This is a genomic window from Streptomyces sp. NBC_01217 (assembly GCF_035994185.1).
Classification (GTDB): Bacteria; Actinomycetota; Actinomycetes; order Streptomycetales; family Streptomycetaceae; genus Streptomyces.
In genome coordinates this window covers 3,908,350-3,926,170 of sequence record NZ_CP108538.1, presented here as the reverse complement: position 1 = coordinate 3,926,170, position 17,821 = coordinate 3,908,350, and the positions used below count along the sequence as shown (strand labels likewise).

At 73.7% G+C, this 17,821-nt stretch carries 8 protein-coding genes; all 8 read left to right on the top strand.

What is annotated here, in order from left to right; translation table 11 throughout:
• Window positions 1-351 precede the first annotated feature (351 nt).
• The 8 genes from OG507_RS17190 to OG507_RS17155 are packed head-to-tail and all read left to right on the top strand — an operon-like array spanning window position 352 to window position 17,731.
• Entirely contained in the window at window positions 352-3,579 is a 3,228-nt protein-coding gene (locus OG507_RS17190) for an amino acid adenylation domain-containing protein (protein ID WP_327368070.1), read from the top strand.
• The gene (locus OG507_RS17185; protein ID WP_327368069.1) at window positions 3,576-9,260 is read left to right on the top strand and encodes a non-ribosomal peptide synthetase/MFS transporter; all 5,685 of its coding nucleotides are present in this window, start codon (window positions 3,576-3,578) and stop codon (window positions 9,258-9,260) included. The genes OG507_RS17190 and OG507_RS17185 overlap by 4 nt, the downstream gene beginning before the upstream one ends.
• Window positions 9,257-10,765, top strand: coding sequence for a class I adenylate-forming enzyme family protein (locus OG507_RS17180; RefSeq protein WP_327368068.1), 1,509 nt, complete (start codon window positions 9,257-9,259; stop codon window positions 10,763-10,765). The genes OG507_RS17185 and OG507_RS17180 overlap by 4 nt, the downstream gene beginning before the upstream one ends.
• Window positions 10,762-13,881, top strand: coding sequence for a non-ribosomal peptide synthetase (locus OG507_RS17175; protein ID WP_327368067.1), 3,120 nt, complete (start codon window positions 10,762-10,764; stop codon window positions 13,879-13,881). The genes OG507_RS17180 and OG507_RS17175 overlap by 4 nt, the downstream gene beginning before the upstream one ends.
• Window positions 13,878-14,090 (top strand): MbtH family protein, encoded by a 213-nt coding sequence (locus OG507_RS17170; protein ID WP_327368066.1) that lies wholly within the window; start codon window positions 13,878-13,880, stop codon window positions 14,088-14,090. The genes OG507_RS17175 and OG507_RS17170 overlap by 4 nt, the downstream gene beginning before the upstream one ends.
• The gene (locus tag OG507_RS17165) at window positions 14,087-14,368 is read left to right on the top strand and encodes an acyl carrier protein (protein WP_327368065.1); all 282 of its coding nucleotides are present in this window, start codon (window positions 14,087-14,089) and stop codon (window positions 14,366-14,368) included. The genes OG507_RS17170 and OG507_RS17165 overlap by 4 nt, the downstream gene beginning before the upstream one ends.
• Window positions 14,361-15,797, top strand: a complete 1,437-nt coding sequence (locus OG507_RS17160; protein WP_327368064.1) for a condensation domain-containing protein — start codon at window positions 14,361-14,363, stop codon at window positions 15,795-15,797. The genes OG507_RS17165 and OG507_RS17160 overlap by 8 nt, the downstream gene beginning before the upstream one ends.
• A complete protein-coding gene (locus OG507_RS17155) occupies window positions 15,794-17,731 on the top strand; it encodes a N,N-dimethylformamidase beta subunit family domain-containing protein (RefSeq protein WP_327368063.1) in 1,938 nt (645 codons plus the stop codon). Before OG507_RS17160 ends, OG507_RS17155 begins: the two co-directional genes overlap by 4 nt.
• Window positions 17,732-17,821: the final 90 nt, after the last annotated feature.

Below are 17,821 nucleotides of genomic sequence, written 5' to 3'. Positions count from 1 at the left end.
ACAAGCAGGCAGCCGGTGGGCTCCACCTCCACTCCGGAGGGGGAGCCCACCGGCTGTTTGTGCCAGGGCAGTGCTTTCGGCCAGGTGCGTGGGACGGGATGCCGGGTGTGCGGTGATGTGACCCCGCCCGGCTTACTGGTATAGGCCACATCTGCATGGTCCAGACCATTGACTTGCGCTCCTGTCGCCTTCTAGCGTTGCCGTTGCCCGCGACCGGCGCCACGGGGGGAACCGGAAGGCGCAACTCCCGCCCCTGCCCGCGTACTTGACGGTCCGTCGGCACAGTCCTCGGTGCTGCCCGCTGTCCTCGGCGGTGTCCGCATCCGAGTCGGCACACAGGGAGTACGGCACATGATCGGTACGACCGGGTCGGGCGCTGACGGCGTGGGGCGGCTGCTCACTCATGGGCAGGAACGGCTCTGGTTCCTGGACCAGTTGGACCCCGGGGACGCCTCGTACAACATCCCGCTCGTGTTCCGGCTGACCGGGGCGCTGTCGGTCGGGGCCCTGCGTGCCGCGTTCGATGGGACCGTGGCCCGGCACGAGGCGCTGCGCACCCGGTTCCCCGCCACGGACGGGCGGCCGGTCGCCGTCGTCGGGCCGCCCGCGCCGGTGGGGATCGAGAGCATCGACGTACGCGAACGGCCGGAGACCTCGGCGCGGTTGCTGGCCGCGCGGACCAACGCCGGGTTCGACCTCGCCCAGGGGCCGCTGCTCCGGGTGACGCTGCTGCGTACGGCGGACGACGAGCACCTCCTGTGCCTGGTGCTCCACCACATCGTCGCCGACGGCTGGTCGCTCAACCTGCTGCGTGACGAGCTCGCCACCCGTTACGCCGCCCATCTGGAGGGCCGCCCCGCCGACCTCCCGCCCGTTCTCCCGTACACCGCGTACGCCGCCCGGGAACGGGAGTCGGCGCAGGGGCCCGAGGCGGACGAGGCGCTGGGCTACTGGCGCGACCGGCTCGCGGGTGCTCCGGTGCTCGAACTGCGGCCCAGCGTGGAGACACCGCCCGGTGAGGCAGGCGGGCGGGGCGCTTTCCACACCCGGCGGATGGCGGGTGCGGCGGCCGGGGTGGAGGAGCTGGCGAGGGAGCGGCGGTGCACGCCCTTCATGGTGGTCCTTGCCGCGTACCAGTCGCTGCTGCACCGCTGGACGGGTCAGGACGACTTCTGCGTGGGGGTGCCCGCGGCGGGCCGGGGCGAGCCCGAACTCGAGGAGCTGGTCGGGTACTTCTCCACCACCCTGGTGCTCCGTGCCGAACTGGAGGGCGGTCCCTCCTTCGGTGAGCTGCTGCGGCGGGTCCGCAGAACGGCGATGGCCGCGATCAGCCACGACCGGGTGCCCTTCGAGCGGCTCATCGACGAGCTGGGGATCGAGCGCCGGCTGGGCAGCAGCCCGCTGTTCCAGACCCTGCTCACCGTGCACACCCAGGACGAGGGCGGCGAGGGCGGGCGTTTTTCCTTCGCCGGTCTGCGGTGCGAGGACGTCGACGGCGGCCACGCGGCCAGCAAGTTCGAGCTGATGCTGGACATCCGGCGCGAGGGCGCCGACCTGATCGCGGTCTTCGGCTACCGCACCGATCTGTTCGACGCCGACTGGGCGGACCGGCTGGCCCGGCACTTCGAGACCCTGCTGCGCGGGGCGCTGGCCGCCCCGGACACGCCCGTACCGGAGCTGCCGATGCTGTCGGCCGCCGAGCGGGACGAACTGCTCGCGCTGGGCACGGGTGCGCCGGGTGATGCCGTCGAGACCGTGCCGGCCGAACTGGCGCGCACCGTCGAGGAACACGGCACGGCGGTCGCGGTGCGCGGGCCCGGCGGCGAGGTGTCGCACCGGGATCTGTGGGACGCGGCCGGGGCGCTCGCGGTGCGGCTGCGGGCGGCGGGGGTGCGCCGCGGTGACGTGGTCGGCGTCTGTCTGCCGCGTGGCGCGGCCGCCATCACGGCCATGCTGGGGGCCTGGCGGGCGGGGGCGGCCTATCTGCCGCTCGACCTCGGCTATCCGCGCCCCCGGCTGGAGTTCATGGTCGCCGACACCGGTGTACGGGTCGTGGTGGCGGAGGCGGGCGAGGCCACGGGGCTGTCCTGGCCCGACCTGGGCATCACCGTGATCCCGTCCGGTGGCGACGCTCCCGCCGAGGCGCCCGACCTCGACTGGCAGGCCGGGCCCGACGACGCGGCCTACATCATCCACACCTCCGGCTCCACCGGTACGCCCAAGGGCGTCGTCGTACCGCACCGGGCCCTGGCCGCGCGGGTCGTCTGGATGCGCCGGGAGTACGGGATCACCGCCGATGACCGGGTGCTCCAGTTCGCCTCGCTCAGCTTCGACACCCACGCGGAAGAGGTCTTTCCGGCGCTCACCGCCGGGGCCCGCCTGGAGATCGGGGAGGCCGGTGCGATGCCGGGCCGCCCCGAGGAGTGGCACGGTGAGGGGCCGACGGTCCTCGATCTGCCCACCCCGTACTGGCACCGGCTGGTCGACGACATCGACGCCGTCGCCTGGCCGACCGGACTCCGTCTGCTGATCCTCGGCGCGGACCAGGTGCAGCCGGGCGCGGTCGCCGCGTGGCGCGCACGCTTCGGCGACGCGGTGCGGGTCGTCAACTCCTACGGCCCGACCGAGACCACCGTGATCGCCACCGCCACGGAGCTGGGCGAGGCCGACACGGCGCGGCGTCCGGCCATCGGGCAGCCGCTGAGCGGCACCACGGTGACCGTGTGCGATGTGCACGGCCGGCTGCTGCCGTACGGAGCCGTCGGCGAACTGCTGGTCGGCGGCGCCGGGGTGACGTACGGATACGGCGGAAGGCCCGGGGCCACGGCGCGTGCGTACGTACCCGATCCGTACGGTCCGCCCGGCGCGCGCCGCTACCGCACCGGCGATCTGGCGCGTTGGCGGTCCGACGGGCAACTGGAGTTCCTGGGCAGGCTCGACGCACAGATCAAGGTGCGCGGATACCGGGTGGAGCCCGGTGAGGTGGAGGCCGCCCTGCTGGGCCTGCCGGGGGTCGGGCAGTCTGCGGTGGTCGTACGCGACGAGGCGCTGGTCGGGTACGTGGTCGCCGCTCCGGGTGCGGACGGACCGCCCTCACCGGCCGGGCTGAGGGCCGCGCTCGCCGCCGCCCTTCCCGCCCACCTGGTACCGAACTCGCTCGTCGTCCTGGACGCGCTGCCCCTCACCCCGAACGGCAAGCTGGACCGTTGCGCCCTGCCCGCCCCCGAACAGCGGCCGGACCTCGGTCCCGGCTATGTGGCGCCACGCACCGACGCGGAGGAGCTGGTCGCCGCCGCCTGGGCCGAGGTGCTCGGCCTGGACCGGGTCGGGGCACTGGACGACTTCTTCGACCTGGGCGGGCACTCGCTGCTCGCCACCCGGGTCGTCGCCCGCATCAGAGCGGCGGCGGGCCTCACCGTGCCGTTGCGCGTCCTGTTCGTCCACCGCACCGCGGAAACGTTCGCCGTCGCGGTGGAGGACCTGCTGCTGGCGGAGATCGAGGCCATGTCCGAAGAGGACGCCGAGGAGCTTCTCGCGGCCGGCGACAGCCCGGAGAGAAACGGAATGACGACGTCATGAGCAGCACCGAGACGAGACCACAAGCGCGGGCCAGCGGGGCCCGTGAGCTGTCCGAGGCCAAGCGGGCCCTGCTCGCCCAGCGGCTGCGTGGTCGCGGGCGGCCCGGGCGGGCCGTGCCACGGCGGGCCGTGGGCGCCGTGGCGCCCCTCTCGTTCGCGCAGGAACGGCTCTGGTTCATGGAGCAGTTCGCCCCCGGCACCGCCGCGTACAACATCCCCGTCGCCCGCCGGCTGCGCGGCGCCCTGGACCGGCCCGCCCTGCAGCGGGCGCTGGATGCCGTGATCGCCCGCCACGAGACCCTGCGCTCGCGCTACCCGGTCACCGGCGACGGCCGCCCCGTTCTGGAGATCGCCGAGCCCGCGCCGTTCGCCCTGCGCACCGCCGACGCGGAGAGTGAGGAGCACGTGGCACGGCTGGTGGACGAGTTGGCCGCCCGGCCCTTCGACCTGGTCACGGGGCCACTGATCAACGGCCTGCTGGTCCGCCTGGCCGACGACGACCACGTACTGCTCCTCGTCGTGCACCACAGCGTCAGCGACGGCTGGTCCAGCGAGGTACTGGTCTCCGAGATCCTGCGCGGATACGCCGCGCATGCCGCCCGCGCCACGGGCGACGGCGCCGACCCGCTCCCCGAACTGCCGGTCCAGTACGGAGACTTCGCGCTCTGGCAGCGTGACCGGCTCAGCGGTGACCGGCTGGCCGCCGAGGTGGCGTACTGGGAACGCGAACTGGCCGGCGTACAGCCCCTGGAACTCCCTCTGGCCCGCCCCCGCCCCGAACAGCAGACCTTCGACGGCGCCGGGTACGGCTTCGACATCGACAGGGCGCTGCTGGACCGGCTGACCGAGCTGGGCCGGGAGCACGGTGCGACCGTGCACATGGTGCTGCTCGCCGCTTTCCAGCTGCTGCTCTCGCGGTTCAGCGGGCAGCGGGACTTCGCCGTCGGGTCGCCCGTCGCGGGGCGCGGCGAACCCGAACTCGAAGGCCTGATCGGGATGTTCGTCAACGTCCTGGCCCTGCGCGCGCGGCTGGACGGCGATCCTTCGTTCACCGAGCTGCTGGCCCGCACCCGGGAGACCTGCCTGGAGGCGTACGCGCACCAGGAGCTGCCGTTCGCGCAGCTGGTCTCCGAGCTGAGGGTGGAGCGCGACGTATCGCGTTCTCCGGTGTTCCAGGCGGTGCTCGCGATCCAGAACTACGTGGCGCAGAGCGCCGTGCAGGACGCCCGACTGGCCCTGGAGGCCGAGCCGTTCGGGCTGCGGGCCGCCGGGACCAGATTCGATGTCGAACTCTTCCTGATGGAGGAGCCCGGCGGGCTCCGGGGCGCCTTCAACTACAACACCGACCTGTTCGACGAGGCGGACATCGCCGCCTTCGCCGACCACCTCGGCCGGCTGCTGCACGCCGTCGCGGACCGACCGGACGCGCCCGTCTCCCGGCTGGACGGCCTCGACCCCGTCGAGCGGCACCGGGTGCTCGACGAGTGGAACGACACCGTCGTGGACGTTCCCGACGGCGCGACGCTGACCGGCCTCATCGACCAGCAGATGACCCGCACCCCCGACGCGGTCGCCGTCGACTTCGAGGGCACCACACTCACGTACCGCGAACTGGACGAGGCCGCCGACCGCATCGCCCGCCGCCTGCACGCCGAGGGCGTGGGCCCCGGCGGACTGGTCGCGGTCAGCGCGGACCGCTCGCCGGAGCTGATCGCCGGACTGCTCGGGGTGCTGCGGACCGGTGCCGGATACACACCGCTGGACCCGGAGTACCCGGCGGAGCGGCTGGCCTTCATGCTCGCGGACAGCGCCGCCGGCATCCTGCTCACTCAGCGCCGTCTGCCCGTCCCGGAGGAGTGCACGGCACGCGTCCTGCTGCTGGACGATCCACAGGAGTGGGACGGGGAGGGGGACAGCGGGGGCGCTTCGCTGCCCGGTCCGGGCGCCGACGACATCGCGTACATGATCTACACCTCGGGTTCGACCGGGCGCCCCAAGGGCGTGCCCAACACCCACCGCGCCATCGTCAACCGGCTGCTGTGGATGCGGCGCACCTACGGCGTCGGCCCCGACGACTCCGTACTCCACAAGACCCCGACCGGCTTCGACGTATCGGTGTGGGAGCTGTTCCTGCCCCTGCTGGCCGGGGCCAGGCTGGTCGTCGCGAAGCCCGGCGGGCACAAGGACGCCGCGCATCTGCGGGACACCATCGCCGGGCGGGGCGTCACCGTCGCGCACTTCGTGCCGTCGATGCTCGACATGTTCCTCGCCGAGGACGACATCGAACGCTGCACCGGACTGCGCCGCGTCGTGTGCAGCGGCGAGGAACTGCCGCCGCACACCGCCCGCGCGTTCAACGCCCGGCTGCCGCACTGCGCGCTCGCCAACCTGTACGGGCCGACCGAGGCAGCCGTCGACGTCAGCAGCTGGGAGTGCGCCGGGCAGCCGGAGACCGTACCGATCGGCGCACCCGTCGACAACACCCGGCTGTACGTCCTGGACGCGGACCTGCGCCCCGCCCCCGTCGGCACTCCCGGCGAACTCCACATCGGCGGCGTCCAGGTCTCGCCCGGCTACCACCGCAGGCCCGGACTGACCGCCGCACGCTACGTCCCCGACCCGTACGGCCCCCCGGGCTCCCGGCTCTACCGCACCGGTGACCTGGCGCGTTGGCGGTCCGACGGGCAGCTGGAACACCTGGGCCGGATCGACCAGCAGGTGAAGATCCGGGGGCTGCGCATCGAGCCCGGCGAGATCGAGGCGGCACTGCGCGCCGAACCGTCCGTCGCCGCGGCGGCCGTCGTCGTACGCGAGGACAGCCCGGGCGACAAGCGCCTGGTGGCGTATCTGGTGATGGCGGACCCCGAAGGCGGTGCGTCCCCGGGGTCCGGACCGGCCGCGCCCGACGCCGACGAGCCCGATGTGGCCGCGCTGCGTACCGCTCTGCGGCGCACGCTCCCCGACTACATGGTCCCGAGCGCGTTCGTCGCCCTGCCCGCCCTCCCGCTCTCCCCGAACGGCAAGCTCGACCGGCGCGCCCTGCCCGCACCACAGGCGCGCCGGGCGACCGGCGGCGCCCTCGCCGTCCCGGAGACGAAGACCGAGCGAGTTCTCGCGGCCATCTGGTCCGAGGTGCTCAAGCTGCCCGAAGTCGGTGTCGACGACGACTTCTTCGACCTCGGCGGACACTCGCTCCTCGCCACCCAGGTCGTCGCCCGCGCCCGAAGACGGCTGCCGGAGGCCGGGGCCCGGCCGGTCAGCGTGATGGACCTGTTCACCTGCCGTACCGTCCGCGAACTCGCCGCGCTGGCCGACCTCGACGAGTCCGAGCGCGGTCCCAGCCGGCTGCTGCACCGGCTCACCGGGCCCGCCGACGCCGCCGCGCGGGTGCTGTCGCTGGTCTGCGTACCGTTCGGTGGCGGCAGCGCGGTGGTCTACCAGCCGGTCGCCGACGAACTGCCCGCCGGATACGACCTGTGGTCGGTGGCCATCCCCGGCCATGACGTGGGCGTCACCGAGGAGCATCTGCCGTTCGAGGAACTGGTCGCGGGAATAGCCGAGGAGATACGGGAACGGGTCGAAGGGCCCCTCGTCCTGTACGGGCACTGCGGCGTCGGCAGCGCGCTGACCGTCGCCGTCGCCCGGCTCCTCGAAGGCTCGGGGCGGGAGCTGGAGGCCGTCTACATCGGGGCGCAGTTCCCGTTCGCCAGGCCGCGCAGCAGGCTGCTGGGCCTGCTGAGCCGTATCTCCGCGCTCGAACCCCTGCTGGGCGACCGGGTGTACGTCAACTGGCTGCGGTCCATGGGCGCCGAGGTGGGTGAACTGGACGACACCCAGATGCGGTTCATCATCGGCAACATGCGCCGCGACTCGAAGGCGGCGGAGGAGTACTTCACCAAGGTGCTCGCCGAGGTGGACGCGGGCGGCGAACGGCTGCGGGCCCCGGTCGTCTCGGTCATCGGCAACCGCGACCCGGCGACCGACTTCCACGAGGAGCGGTACCGCGAGTGGCAGATGCTCGCTGAGCGGTCCGCGCTGGTGGTGCTGGACGAGGGCGGTCACTTCTTCCTCAAGTACCGGGCGAAGGAGCTCGCCGAGATCGTCACCCGCACCCACCCGGCCGTGCTCGCGGGCACGACGGCCGAGGAACTGCCGCCGCAGTCGGACGACGGACCGTGGTGGTTCCACGGAGTCAGCGGCGGCGAACACCGGCCCGTGGCCCAGGACGGCAAGGACGGCAGGGACGGCAGGGACGGCAGGGACGGTGACGAGGTGCCGGACAGCGCCGGTCCGGCTCCCGACATGCGCCGCTTCCTGCTGGTCGCCTTCGGCCAGCTGCTCTCCATCACGGGCTCCGCGCTCACCGAGTTCGCCCTGCCGGTGTGGATCTATCTGCAGACCGGTTCCATGGGCAGATACGCCCTGTACGCCGTCATCGGCATGCTGCCCGGCATTCTCGTCGGGCCGCTGGCCGGAGCGGTCGTCGACCGTCTCGACCGGCGCCGCGTGATGCTCATCAGCGACATCGCGGCCGGTGGTACGCAGGCCGCGCTGCTCTCGCTCCTGCTGTCCGGGCACCTCGCGTCCTGGCACATCTACGTCCTGCTCGCGTTGCTCTCGGTGGCGCTCACCTTCCAACGGCTCGCGTACGCCTCGTCCGTACCGCAGCTGGTTCCCAAGCAGTATCTGGGCCACGCCAACGGCATCGTCCAAATGGCCTTCGGCGTCTCGCAGTTCGTCGTCCCGCTGGTCGCGGTGGCCCTGATGGCGGCCGTCGGGCTGCGCGGCATCCTCATCCTCGACGTCGCCAGCTATGTCATCGCCGTCGGGATCGTGGCCTGTGTGAAGTTCCCGAAGACGCTGCCGTGGAAGCGGCGCGAGTCGCTGGTGGCGGAGATCCGGCACGGCTTCGCGCACTCCTGGCGCAACCGGGGCTTCCGCGCGATGCTGCTCTGGTTCGCCGCGCTGAACATCTTCCTGTCGCCGCTGTTCCTGCTGCTCACCCCGCTGGTGCTGTCCTTCGACTCGCTGGCCGCCGCGGCCCGGGTCGCTGTCGCCGGGGGCGCCGGTGCGATCGTGGGCGGGATCGCGATGGGCTTCTGGGGCGGGCCCAAGCAGCACCGGATGCGCGGCATGCTGGGCCTGGCGGCCGGGCTGGCGCTGGCGGGTGCGGTGGTCGGGGTGCGTGCGGACCTGTGGGTCATCGCGGCCGGGGCGTTCGGGATGTCCTGCGCCCTGTCCATGGTCAACGGGGTCTACACGACGATCGTGCAGATCAAGGTCCCGCAGCGGTTCCACGGGCGGGTGTTCGCGCTGAACACGATGGTCGCGTGGTCGACGCTGCCGATCGGCCACGGCATCATCGCGCCCGCGGGCTCCGCGCTCTTCGGCCCGATGTTCGAGGACGGCGGTGCGCTGGCCTCCACGGTGGGGGCCGTCATCGGGACCGGGCCGGGGCGCGGCATCGCGTTCATGTACCTGCTGTTCGGCGCCGCGATGCTGATCCTGGTGGCGGTGGGGCTGCGGCTGCCGGTGCTGGCCAGGTTCGACGTGGACGTGCCGGACGCGCTGCCGGACGACCTGGTCGGCATCCAGGAGCGGGAGCGGCGGGTGGCGGCCACTGCGGCTGTCGCGGCCACCGCGGCCGGGGGCGCTGCTCCGGCGAAGGGGGACGGGGCATGACACCGTCCCGGCTCTCCGGTCCGTCCACCCTGCCGGCCCTGCTCGCGCACCGGGCCGCCGTCGACCCCGGGCGCACCGCGCTGATCTGCGGTCCGCGCACGCTCACCTTCGGTGCCTGGCATGCCCGCGCCGAGGCGCTCGCCGCCGGGCTGCACTCGCGCGGTCTGCGCCCCGGCGCGCGGGTCGTGCTGCGGTACGGGAGCGGCGACTGGATCGAGTACGCCGTCGCGTACTGCGGTGTGCTGCGCGCCGGTTGCGTCGCCGTACCGCTCTCCGACCGGCAGGCCCCCGCCGCGGTGGCGCATCTGCTGGCGGACAGCGGCGCCACGGCGCTGCTGCACACCGCGGACTCCCCGCCGCCGCCCGGCGCGATGGCCGGAGCGGCCGGGGTGGCATGGACGGGTACGGCGGAGGAGACCGAGGAGCGGGGCGCGCCCGTGCCTGCCGCCCCGGACCCCGGGAGCCTCGCGCAGATCCTCTACACCTCGGGCACCACCGGCACCCCCAAGGGCGTCACGGCCACGCACACCAATCTCGTGCACGGCTGCACCCTCGACGAGCGTCGGCGGCCGCTGCGGCACTCCACGCACTTCCTGCACGCGTTCCCCGTCGGGACCAACGCCGGGCAGACCATGCTCGTCAACGCCCTCGACACCGCCGCGACCGGCGTCGCCGCCCCGCAGTTCACCCCCGGCCGGTTCGCCCGGCTCATCGAGGAGTACGCCGTCGGCAGCGTCTTCCTCGTCCCCGCCATGGCCATCGAGCTGCTCGGCTCCGCCGCCGCACGGCGGTACGCCGCCGACAGCGTGCGCCTGGTCGGGTCGACGGCCGCCGCCCTGCCGCAGCCGGTCGCCGTGGGGCTGGCGGAGGCCTTCCCACGGGCCCAGATCGTCAACTACTACACCTCCACCGAGGCCGCCCCCGCCCAGATCACCCTCCTCTTCGACCCCGAACGCCCGCACTCCCCGGGCCGCCCCGCCTCCCTGCGCGACCTGCGGATCACCGCCGCCGACGGCACCCCGCTGCCGCCCGGCGAACCGGGCGAGGTGTGGCTGCGCACCCCGACGTCCCCGCGCACCTACCTCGGCGACCCCGGGGCCGGGGCCGGGGTCTTCCAGGGCCGCTGGGTGCGGATGGGCGACCTGGGGCGGCTCGACGACGACGGCTTCCTGCACCTGCTCGACCGGGAACGGGACGTGATCAAGTCCGGTGCGTACAAGGTCTCCACGCTCCAGGTCGAGAACGCGCTGCACGCCCATCCGGAGGTCCGCGACGTGGCCGCGTTCGGCATTCCGCACCCCGTCCTGGGGTCGGTCGTCGCCGCCGTCGTCGTGCCGCGCGGCGAACTGACCGTGCCCGCTCTGCGGACGTTCCTCCTCGACCGGCTGGCCGCGCACGAGCTTCCCCACCAGCTGTTGTTCCGCCCCTGCCTGCCCCGCAACGAGGGCGGCAAGATCCTCAAGCGCGAGCTGCGCCTGCTCCTGGACGACGAGGCACTGCGATGACGACGACACCCGAAACCCCCGGGCCCGGCACTTCCACGTCCGGCACTTCCCCGCTCAGCCCGGCCCAGCACGGCATGTGGGTCACCGAGCAGGTGCTGCGGCCCGGTTCCGCCCACCATCTCGCCGTCACCGTCCGGTTCGACGGCCCGCCGGACGCGGAGGCGCTCGCGGCCGCGTGCGCGCGGGTCTCCGCACGGCATCCGGTGCTCACGGCCCGGCTGGACCCGGAAGGGCCGTGGCTCGCGGCCGGGACCGGTGTCGCGGCTGCGTTGCGGCGGCTCGACTGCGCCCCCGACGGTCTCGACGCGCTGCTGCGGGACGAGACGGTCCGCCCCTTCGACCTCGGCAGCGGCCCGCTGGTGCGGTTCGCGCTCGTCGCCGCCGGCCCCGACCGGCACGTACTGCACGTCGTCGCCCACCACCTGGTGTTCGACGGCATGTCCAAGGACATCCTGCTGTCCGAACTGTCCGGTGTTGCCAAGGCTGTAGACGACAGCGGACATTCGGAGGAGGCCACCGGCGACACTGCCGCCGCGGCCGGCTTCTGGGCCTCCCGCTGGCACGACCCCGCCGCCCCCACGCTGCCCGGCCTCCCCGTCTCCGTACGCGGGACGACCGCACCCGCACCCGGCGCCTCGGTCCCGTTCACCCTGGACGCACGGCAGCACGAGCGTCTCGGCAGCGCAGCCCGGGCCCTCGGCGTCACCCGCTTCGAGCTCCTCCTCGCCGCCTGGCACACCCTGCTGCTGCGGTACGGCAACCGGTCCCCGGCGACCGCGCTGGAACTCTCCACCCGCCGCCCCGAGGACGCCGGGCGCATCGGCCTGTACGTCAATGAGCTGCCCGTCTTCACCCAACCCGACCCTGCCCGGCCGTTCGCCGAGTTCGCCCAGGAGGTACGTACCGAGCTGCGCGCCCTGTACGCGCACCGCGCCGTTCCGCTCGGCCGTGCGGTGCGCGGACTCACCCCGCGCACCGCGCTCACCCCCCTGTCGGTCAGCTACCGCCGCCGTACGGAACCGGGAGCGGGCCCCCTGGCGGCGGAGGCCACAACGGCGGACCTCATCGGCTTCACCCACGCCGTCCGCAACCTCGCCCACCTCCAACTCGTGGACTCACCCGACCGGTTGGACGGATCCTTGCAGTACCGCGCCGACGCCTTCGCCCCCGGCGCCCCCGAACGGATTCTCGGCCACTTCCGTACGCTGCTGGACGCCGTGCTCACCGATCCCGGCACCGTCCTCGCCGATCTGCCCCTGCTCGCGGGTGACGAGCTGGACCGGGCGCTGCGCGCGGGCGCCACCACCCCGGCGGCCTGCCCGCCGGACGCCACCGCGGTCTCGATGTTCGCCGCACGCGCCGCCGCGACCCCCGACGCCGTGGCCGTCGTCGGCGAGGACGGCCAGGAACTCCCGTATGGGCAACTGCACGCGGCGGCGGCCGCCTTCGCGGACCGGATTCGCGCCCTGGGCCTCGGGGCCGGAGACCTCATCGGCATACAACTTCCCCGTTCCGTCAATCAGTTGGTCGCCGTGCTCGGGGTGCTCATGGCGGGTGCGGCCCATGTGCCGCTCGACCCGGACTACCCGGCGGAGCGGCTGGCCTTCGTACGGGCCGACGCCGGTCTCGCCGCGCTCGTCATCGACGGCGCGGCACCGGAGGGCCTTCCCGCGGGGCTTCCCGTGCTCGCCCCCGGCCGGGCGGGCGGGCCGGAGCCCGTACGGCCGCTGCCGGGCCCGTCGCCCGAGGACCCCGCGTACGTGATCTACACCTCGGGCTCGACCGGTACGCCCAAGGGCGTCGAGGTGCCGCACAGCGCCCTCGCCAATCTGCTCGCCACCATGACCGAGAGACTGGGCGCGGGCGCCGGGGACCGTTGGCTGGGGCTGACCTCGCTCTCCTTCGACATCTCCGCCGTGGAACTGCTGCTGCCGCTCACCGTCGGGGCCGGGGTCGTCCTGGTCCCCGAATCGCAGCAGCGCGACGGGGCGGCCCTGCTGAAGCTGATCGACGCGCGGGGCATCACCCATGTGCAGGCCACGCCGAGCAGTTGGCGGCTGATGCTCGCGGCCGGGCTCCACCGGCCGGGGCTGGTCGCCGTCGCGGGCGGTGAGGCGCTGCCCGGTCCGCTGGCCGAGGAACTGGCCGCTGCTTCGGGCCGGTTGATCAATGTGTACGGACCCACCGAGACCACCGTCTGGTCCACCCTGGCCGACCTCGCCCCCGGTGACCCGGTCACGATCGGAGGCCCCCTGGCCGCCACCCGGGCCCTGGTCCGCGACGAGCACGGGCAGCCGGCCGTCGACGGCATCGCGGGCGAACTGCACCTGGGCGGCGCGGGCGTCGCACACGGCTACCGGGGCAGGCCCGGCCTGACCGCCCAGCGTTTCGTACCCGATCCCTACGGACCGCCCGGCTCACGGCTGTACCGCACGGGCGACCTGGTGCGCCGACTGCCCGACGGGCAGCTGGAGTTCGCCGGGCGCACCGACACGCAGGTGAAACTGCGCGGCCACCGCATCGAACTCGGTGAGATCGAGGCGCGCCTCTGCGAGCATCCCCGCGTGGCCGAGGCGGCGGTCGTTCTCAAGGACGACGAAAACGGTGACGCGGGGCAGGCCCGGCTGGCCGCCTACGTCGTACCGGATCATGCCGACCACGCCGATTCCGGTCCGTCCCCCGACGTACTCCGTGCCCATCTGGCCCGTACGCTCCCCGCCCCCATGGTGCCCGGTGCCTGGGTGACGCTGGATGCCTTCCCGCTCACCCCCAACGGCAAGCTCGACCGGGCCGCGCTGCCCGAGCCGCCCCGCACCCGGGCGGACGCCGCTCCCGTGCCGGGCACGGGCACGGGCACGGACACCCCGCCGGGCACGCACACCACCGCGGCCGTGGTGCGCGACATCTGGCAGCAGGTGCTGCGGCTCGACGACATCGGCCCGGACGAGGACCTGTTCGACCTCGGCGGGCACTCGCTGACGATCACCGCCATCGCCGCCCGTATCCGTAAACAGCTCGGCGTCGAGGTCCCGCTCGATGTCTTCTTCGACACCCCCACCATCACCGGTGTCTGCGCAGCGGTGATCGAACTTCAGCAGCAGGAGGAGGACCGATGAGCGACCCGACGCCGTACCAGGTGGTCGTCAACGACGAGGAGCAGCACGCGCTGTGGCCGGCCAGGACCGAGCCGCCCGCGGGCTGGCGTGCGGAGGGCTTCACCGGCTCGGAGGAGGAGTGCATGGCGCATGTCGACGCGGTGTGGCCCGACATCCGTCCGCTGAGCCTGCGCCGCCGGCTGGCCGGGGCGGCGGAGGAGGCCCGGTGACCGAGGCGAGTTCGGGTTCGGGGGCCCTGCGTGGCCGGGTGGCCGGACTGATCTCCCGGGTGAGCGACGGGGAGCTGACCGAGGCGGAGATCCTGGCGGCGGACGGTTCGCTGACCGCGCTCGGGGTCACCTCGCTCACCTTCCTGCGGCTGATCGACGCCGTGGAGGAGGAGTTCGGGATCCTGCTCGACCTCGACGGGCCGATGGCCGACGACCTCGACGAACTCGTCGGCCGGCTGGCCCGGCAGGGCGCCGCGGCGGGGGTCGGCGATGGCTGAGCCCGCCGCCGGGACGGACATCCGCCTATGGGTGGACTTCCACGGGGAGCGTTCCGGGCGGGCCCCGCTGACCTGGGGGCAGCGCGCGATCTGGCACGCCGTCCGGCGTACCGCCCCCAACGACCACTACTTCAACATCGGCCGGGTGCTGCCGCTCGCCGACCGCGGCCGTCCCGTCACCACGGCGGAGGCGACCGGCGCGCTCGCTCGGCTGATGGAACGGCATGAAGCCTTGCGCACAAGGCTGCTGACCGTCGAGGGCGAGCCCGGCCAGGAACTCGCGGACGCCGGGGTCCTGCCGGTGACCGTGGTGGACGTCCCCGGCCCGGAGCGGGCCGCCGTCGCGGCGGACGAACTGCTGGCCCGGCTCTCCGCGACCCGCTTCGACTACGCGGAGGAGTGGCCGCTGCGGGCGGCCCTGGTGACCAGCGGCGACCGGGTGACGCACGCCGTGCTGGTCCTGTGCCATCTGGCCGCCGACGGGCACGGCGCCGAGGTGCTCGTACGGGATCTGCGACTGCTGGCCAGACGTGGAACGGCCGGGCGCCCGCCCGTCACCGCACCGCTGGACCTGGCGCGCGAGCAGCACGGCGAGCGGGGCCTGCGGCGCGGGGCTGCGGCGCTGGAGCACTGGGAGGCGGGATACCGGGCCGCGCCGCCGACGATGTTCGCCGAGCCGGTCGACGAGCCCCGCAGCCCGCGCTTCTGGACGGGGCGCATCGTCTCCACCGCCCTGGCCCGCGCGGTGGACGCGGTCGCCACCGCCCACCGGGTCAGCGGCTCCACCGTCCTGCTGACCGCGTCCGCCGCCCTGGTGGCCGCGGGGGAGGGACACCGAACGGCGGCCGTCATGCCCATCGTCGGCAACCGGACCGCCGCGGCCCACCGGGATCTCGTCTCCACGCTCTCGCAGGACGGCCTGTTCGTCCTCGGCCTGGGTGAACCCGGACACCTCTTCACCGATCTGCTCCCCGACGCGTACCGGGCCGCCCTGCGCGCCTATGTGGCCGCCGCCTACGACCCGCAGGAGTGGGACCGGCTCGGGGCGAGGATGCGGGAGGAGCGCGGCACCGAGGTGCATCCGTACTGCTGCTTCAACGACATGCGCCTGGTCGAGCGGCCCGCGCCCGCGGGCCCGCCAACCACCCCGCAGGAGCTGCGGGAGGCGCGGCGGCGGACCCGGTTCGACTTCCCCGCCACCCAGGACCGGGTGGCCTGCCGCTACTGCCTGCACATCACGGAGGAGGACGACGCGCTCGCGGTGGCGCTCACCGCGGACACCGCGTATCTGCCGCCGGACTCGATCCGCGCACATCTGTACGCGATGGAGGAGCTGATCGTGGCGAGCGCGTGCGGTGAGGCCCCGCGCGTGGACGGGCTCGCGCGCCTGCTGGGCGCACAGCGCCTGCCCGGAGAGGACCGGTCATGACGCCGGAACAGCCGTCACTGCCGAAACAGCCGGGGATACGGGCCTGGGCCGAGCGGACCTCCTGCGCCCAGGGCGGCCGGCTCACCTTCCACCTCGACCACTCCGACTCCGACCCCGACCCCGCGTCAGGCCGGGTCCTCATCACCGATGCCGTCACCGACGAGGTACGTCTCTCGGCGCCGGTCACCGGCCCCACCTGGACCCTGGACGTCCCGCACACCTGGCCCAGCTCCCTCTACCGCGCCACGTTCGACCCCGCCACGTTCGACCCCGCCGGCGCGACGACGGACGAGGCCGAGCACGAGGTCTGGTTCGTCGTGCGGACCGCCCGCCCCGGCTCCACCTCCCCGGTCCTCGTCTCCATACCCTTCGCCACCTGGCGCGCCTACACCCACTCCGGGCAGCCCGGCCGGAGCATCTACTTCGCCGAACAGCCGGACAGGGCGTCGAGGGTCTCCTTCGCCTCGCCCGGCGGAGGCCCGCCCCCCGAGCGCTGGGAGGAGGGGCTGCTGCGCTGGCTGCCCCGCGCCGGATACCGCGTCGAGTTCTGCTCCGGGCTCGATCTGCACGACGGCGACGAACTGCTCGCCCACTACCGGCTGTTGGTCATCAACGGCCATGACGAGTACTGGTCGATGGAGATGCGCGACAGCGTCGAGGCGTTCGCCCGGCGCGGCGGCAATCTCGCCGTCTTCGCCGCCAACACCGCGTGGTGGCAGATGCGTCTTGAAGACGACCGGCGCACGATGGTGTGCCACCGGGACTCCGTCACCGACCCGATGACCGCGATCGACCCGCGCCGGGTGACCGTCGAATGGTCCAGCTCACCCGTCGACCGCCCCGAGAACACGATGACCGGTGTGAGCTTCCGCCGCGGCGCGGGCGCCTGGGGCGAGGGCATGGCGCTGATCCGCAAGGAGGCGTACACGGCACGCTTCGGCGCCCACTGGGTCTTCGACGGCACGGGGCTGGCCGACGGCGATCCGTTCGCCCGCGGTGCGCTGGGCTACGAGACCGACGCCTGCGCGCTGGAGTGGATCGGGGACGTGCCCCGCGCCACCGGCAGCGACTCCACCCCGTCCTCGTTCGTCGTGCTCGCCACCGCCGATCTGCGGCACTGGCGCGACTACGGGCAGGGCGGCGCCGCCACCATGGGGATCTTCCGGCTGGGCGCGGGCACGGTGTTCAACGCCGCCACGATCAACTGGGGCAGCGTGCTCGACGAGGACCCCGTCGCGGACCGGATCACCCGCAACGTGCTCGACCGGCTGAGCGGCGCCGCTCCGGGCGACGCCTGGGAGATCGCGGGCGCCCCGGCCGAAGTGCACGCCCTGGCCGTCTGCGAGGGGGTGCTGTTCGGTGTGGACGGCGCCGGCTCACTGCTGTGCCGGGAGCCGTCGGGGCAGAACCTTCCCTGGCGGCGGATCGGCGAGGCGCCCGGGGTGCGTGCGCTGGCCTCCTCACGGGAGGCCGCGGGCGCGCTGCCGCTGGAGCTGTACGCCGCCACCGACGACGGCCTGCTGCTGCGCCGCGACCCGGTCGCGGGCCCCGCCGAGTGGCACGAGGCGGGCACCGTGCCTCCCGGGATCACCGCACTGGCCCTGTGCGACGCAGGGGTGTTCGCGGTGACCCCGCACGACGACACCCTGCACCACCTCTCCGCGCTGGAGCCCCATGCGCCCTGGCGGGTCCTCGGCGACGCGGGCGGTGCGGTCGCGCTCACCACGATGAACTGCAGGCTGTGGGCGGTGACGGCCGACGGCCGGCTGCGCACCCGCCTCCCGGAGGCCTCCGGCACGAAGGACGCAGGCTTCACGGACTGCTCCTCGCCGGGTCCCTCGGGCGGCTGCGACGCCCTGGCCGCCCGCGCCGGAACGCTGTACGCGGCGGGCAGCGGCGGCCCGCTGCGGATACGACGGCAACCGGCCATCTGACCCCGCGCGGCCCCTGCTCCGTACGACGGCGACGAGACCCGCGCCGTACTCTTGCCGGGAGTGGCACAGCGGGGGTGGGAGGAAGTCGAC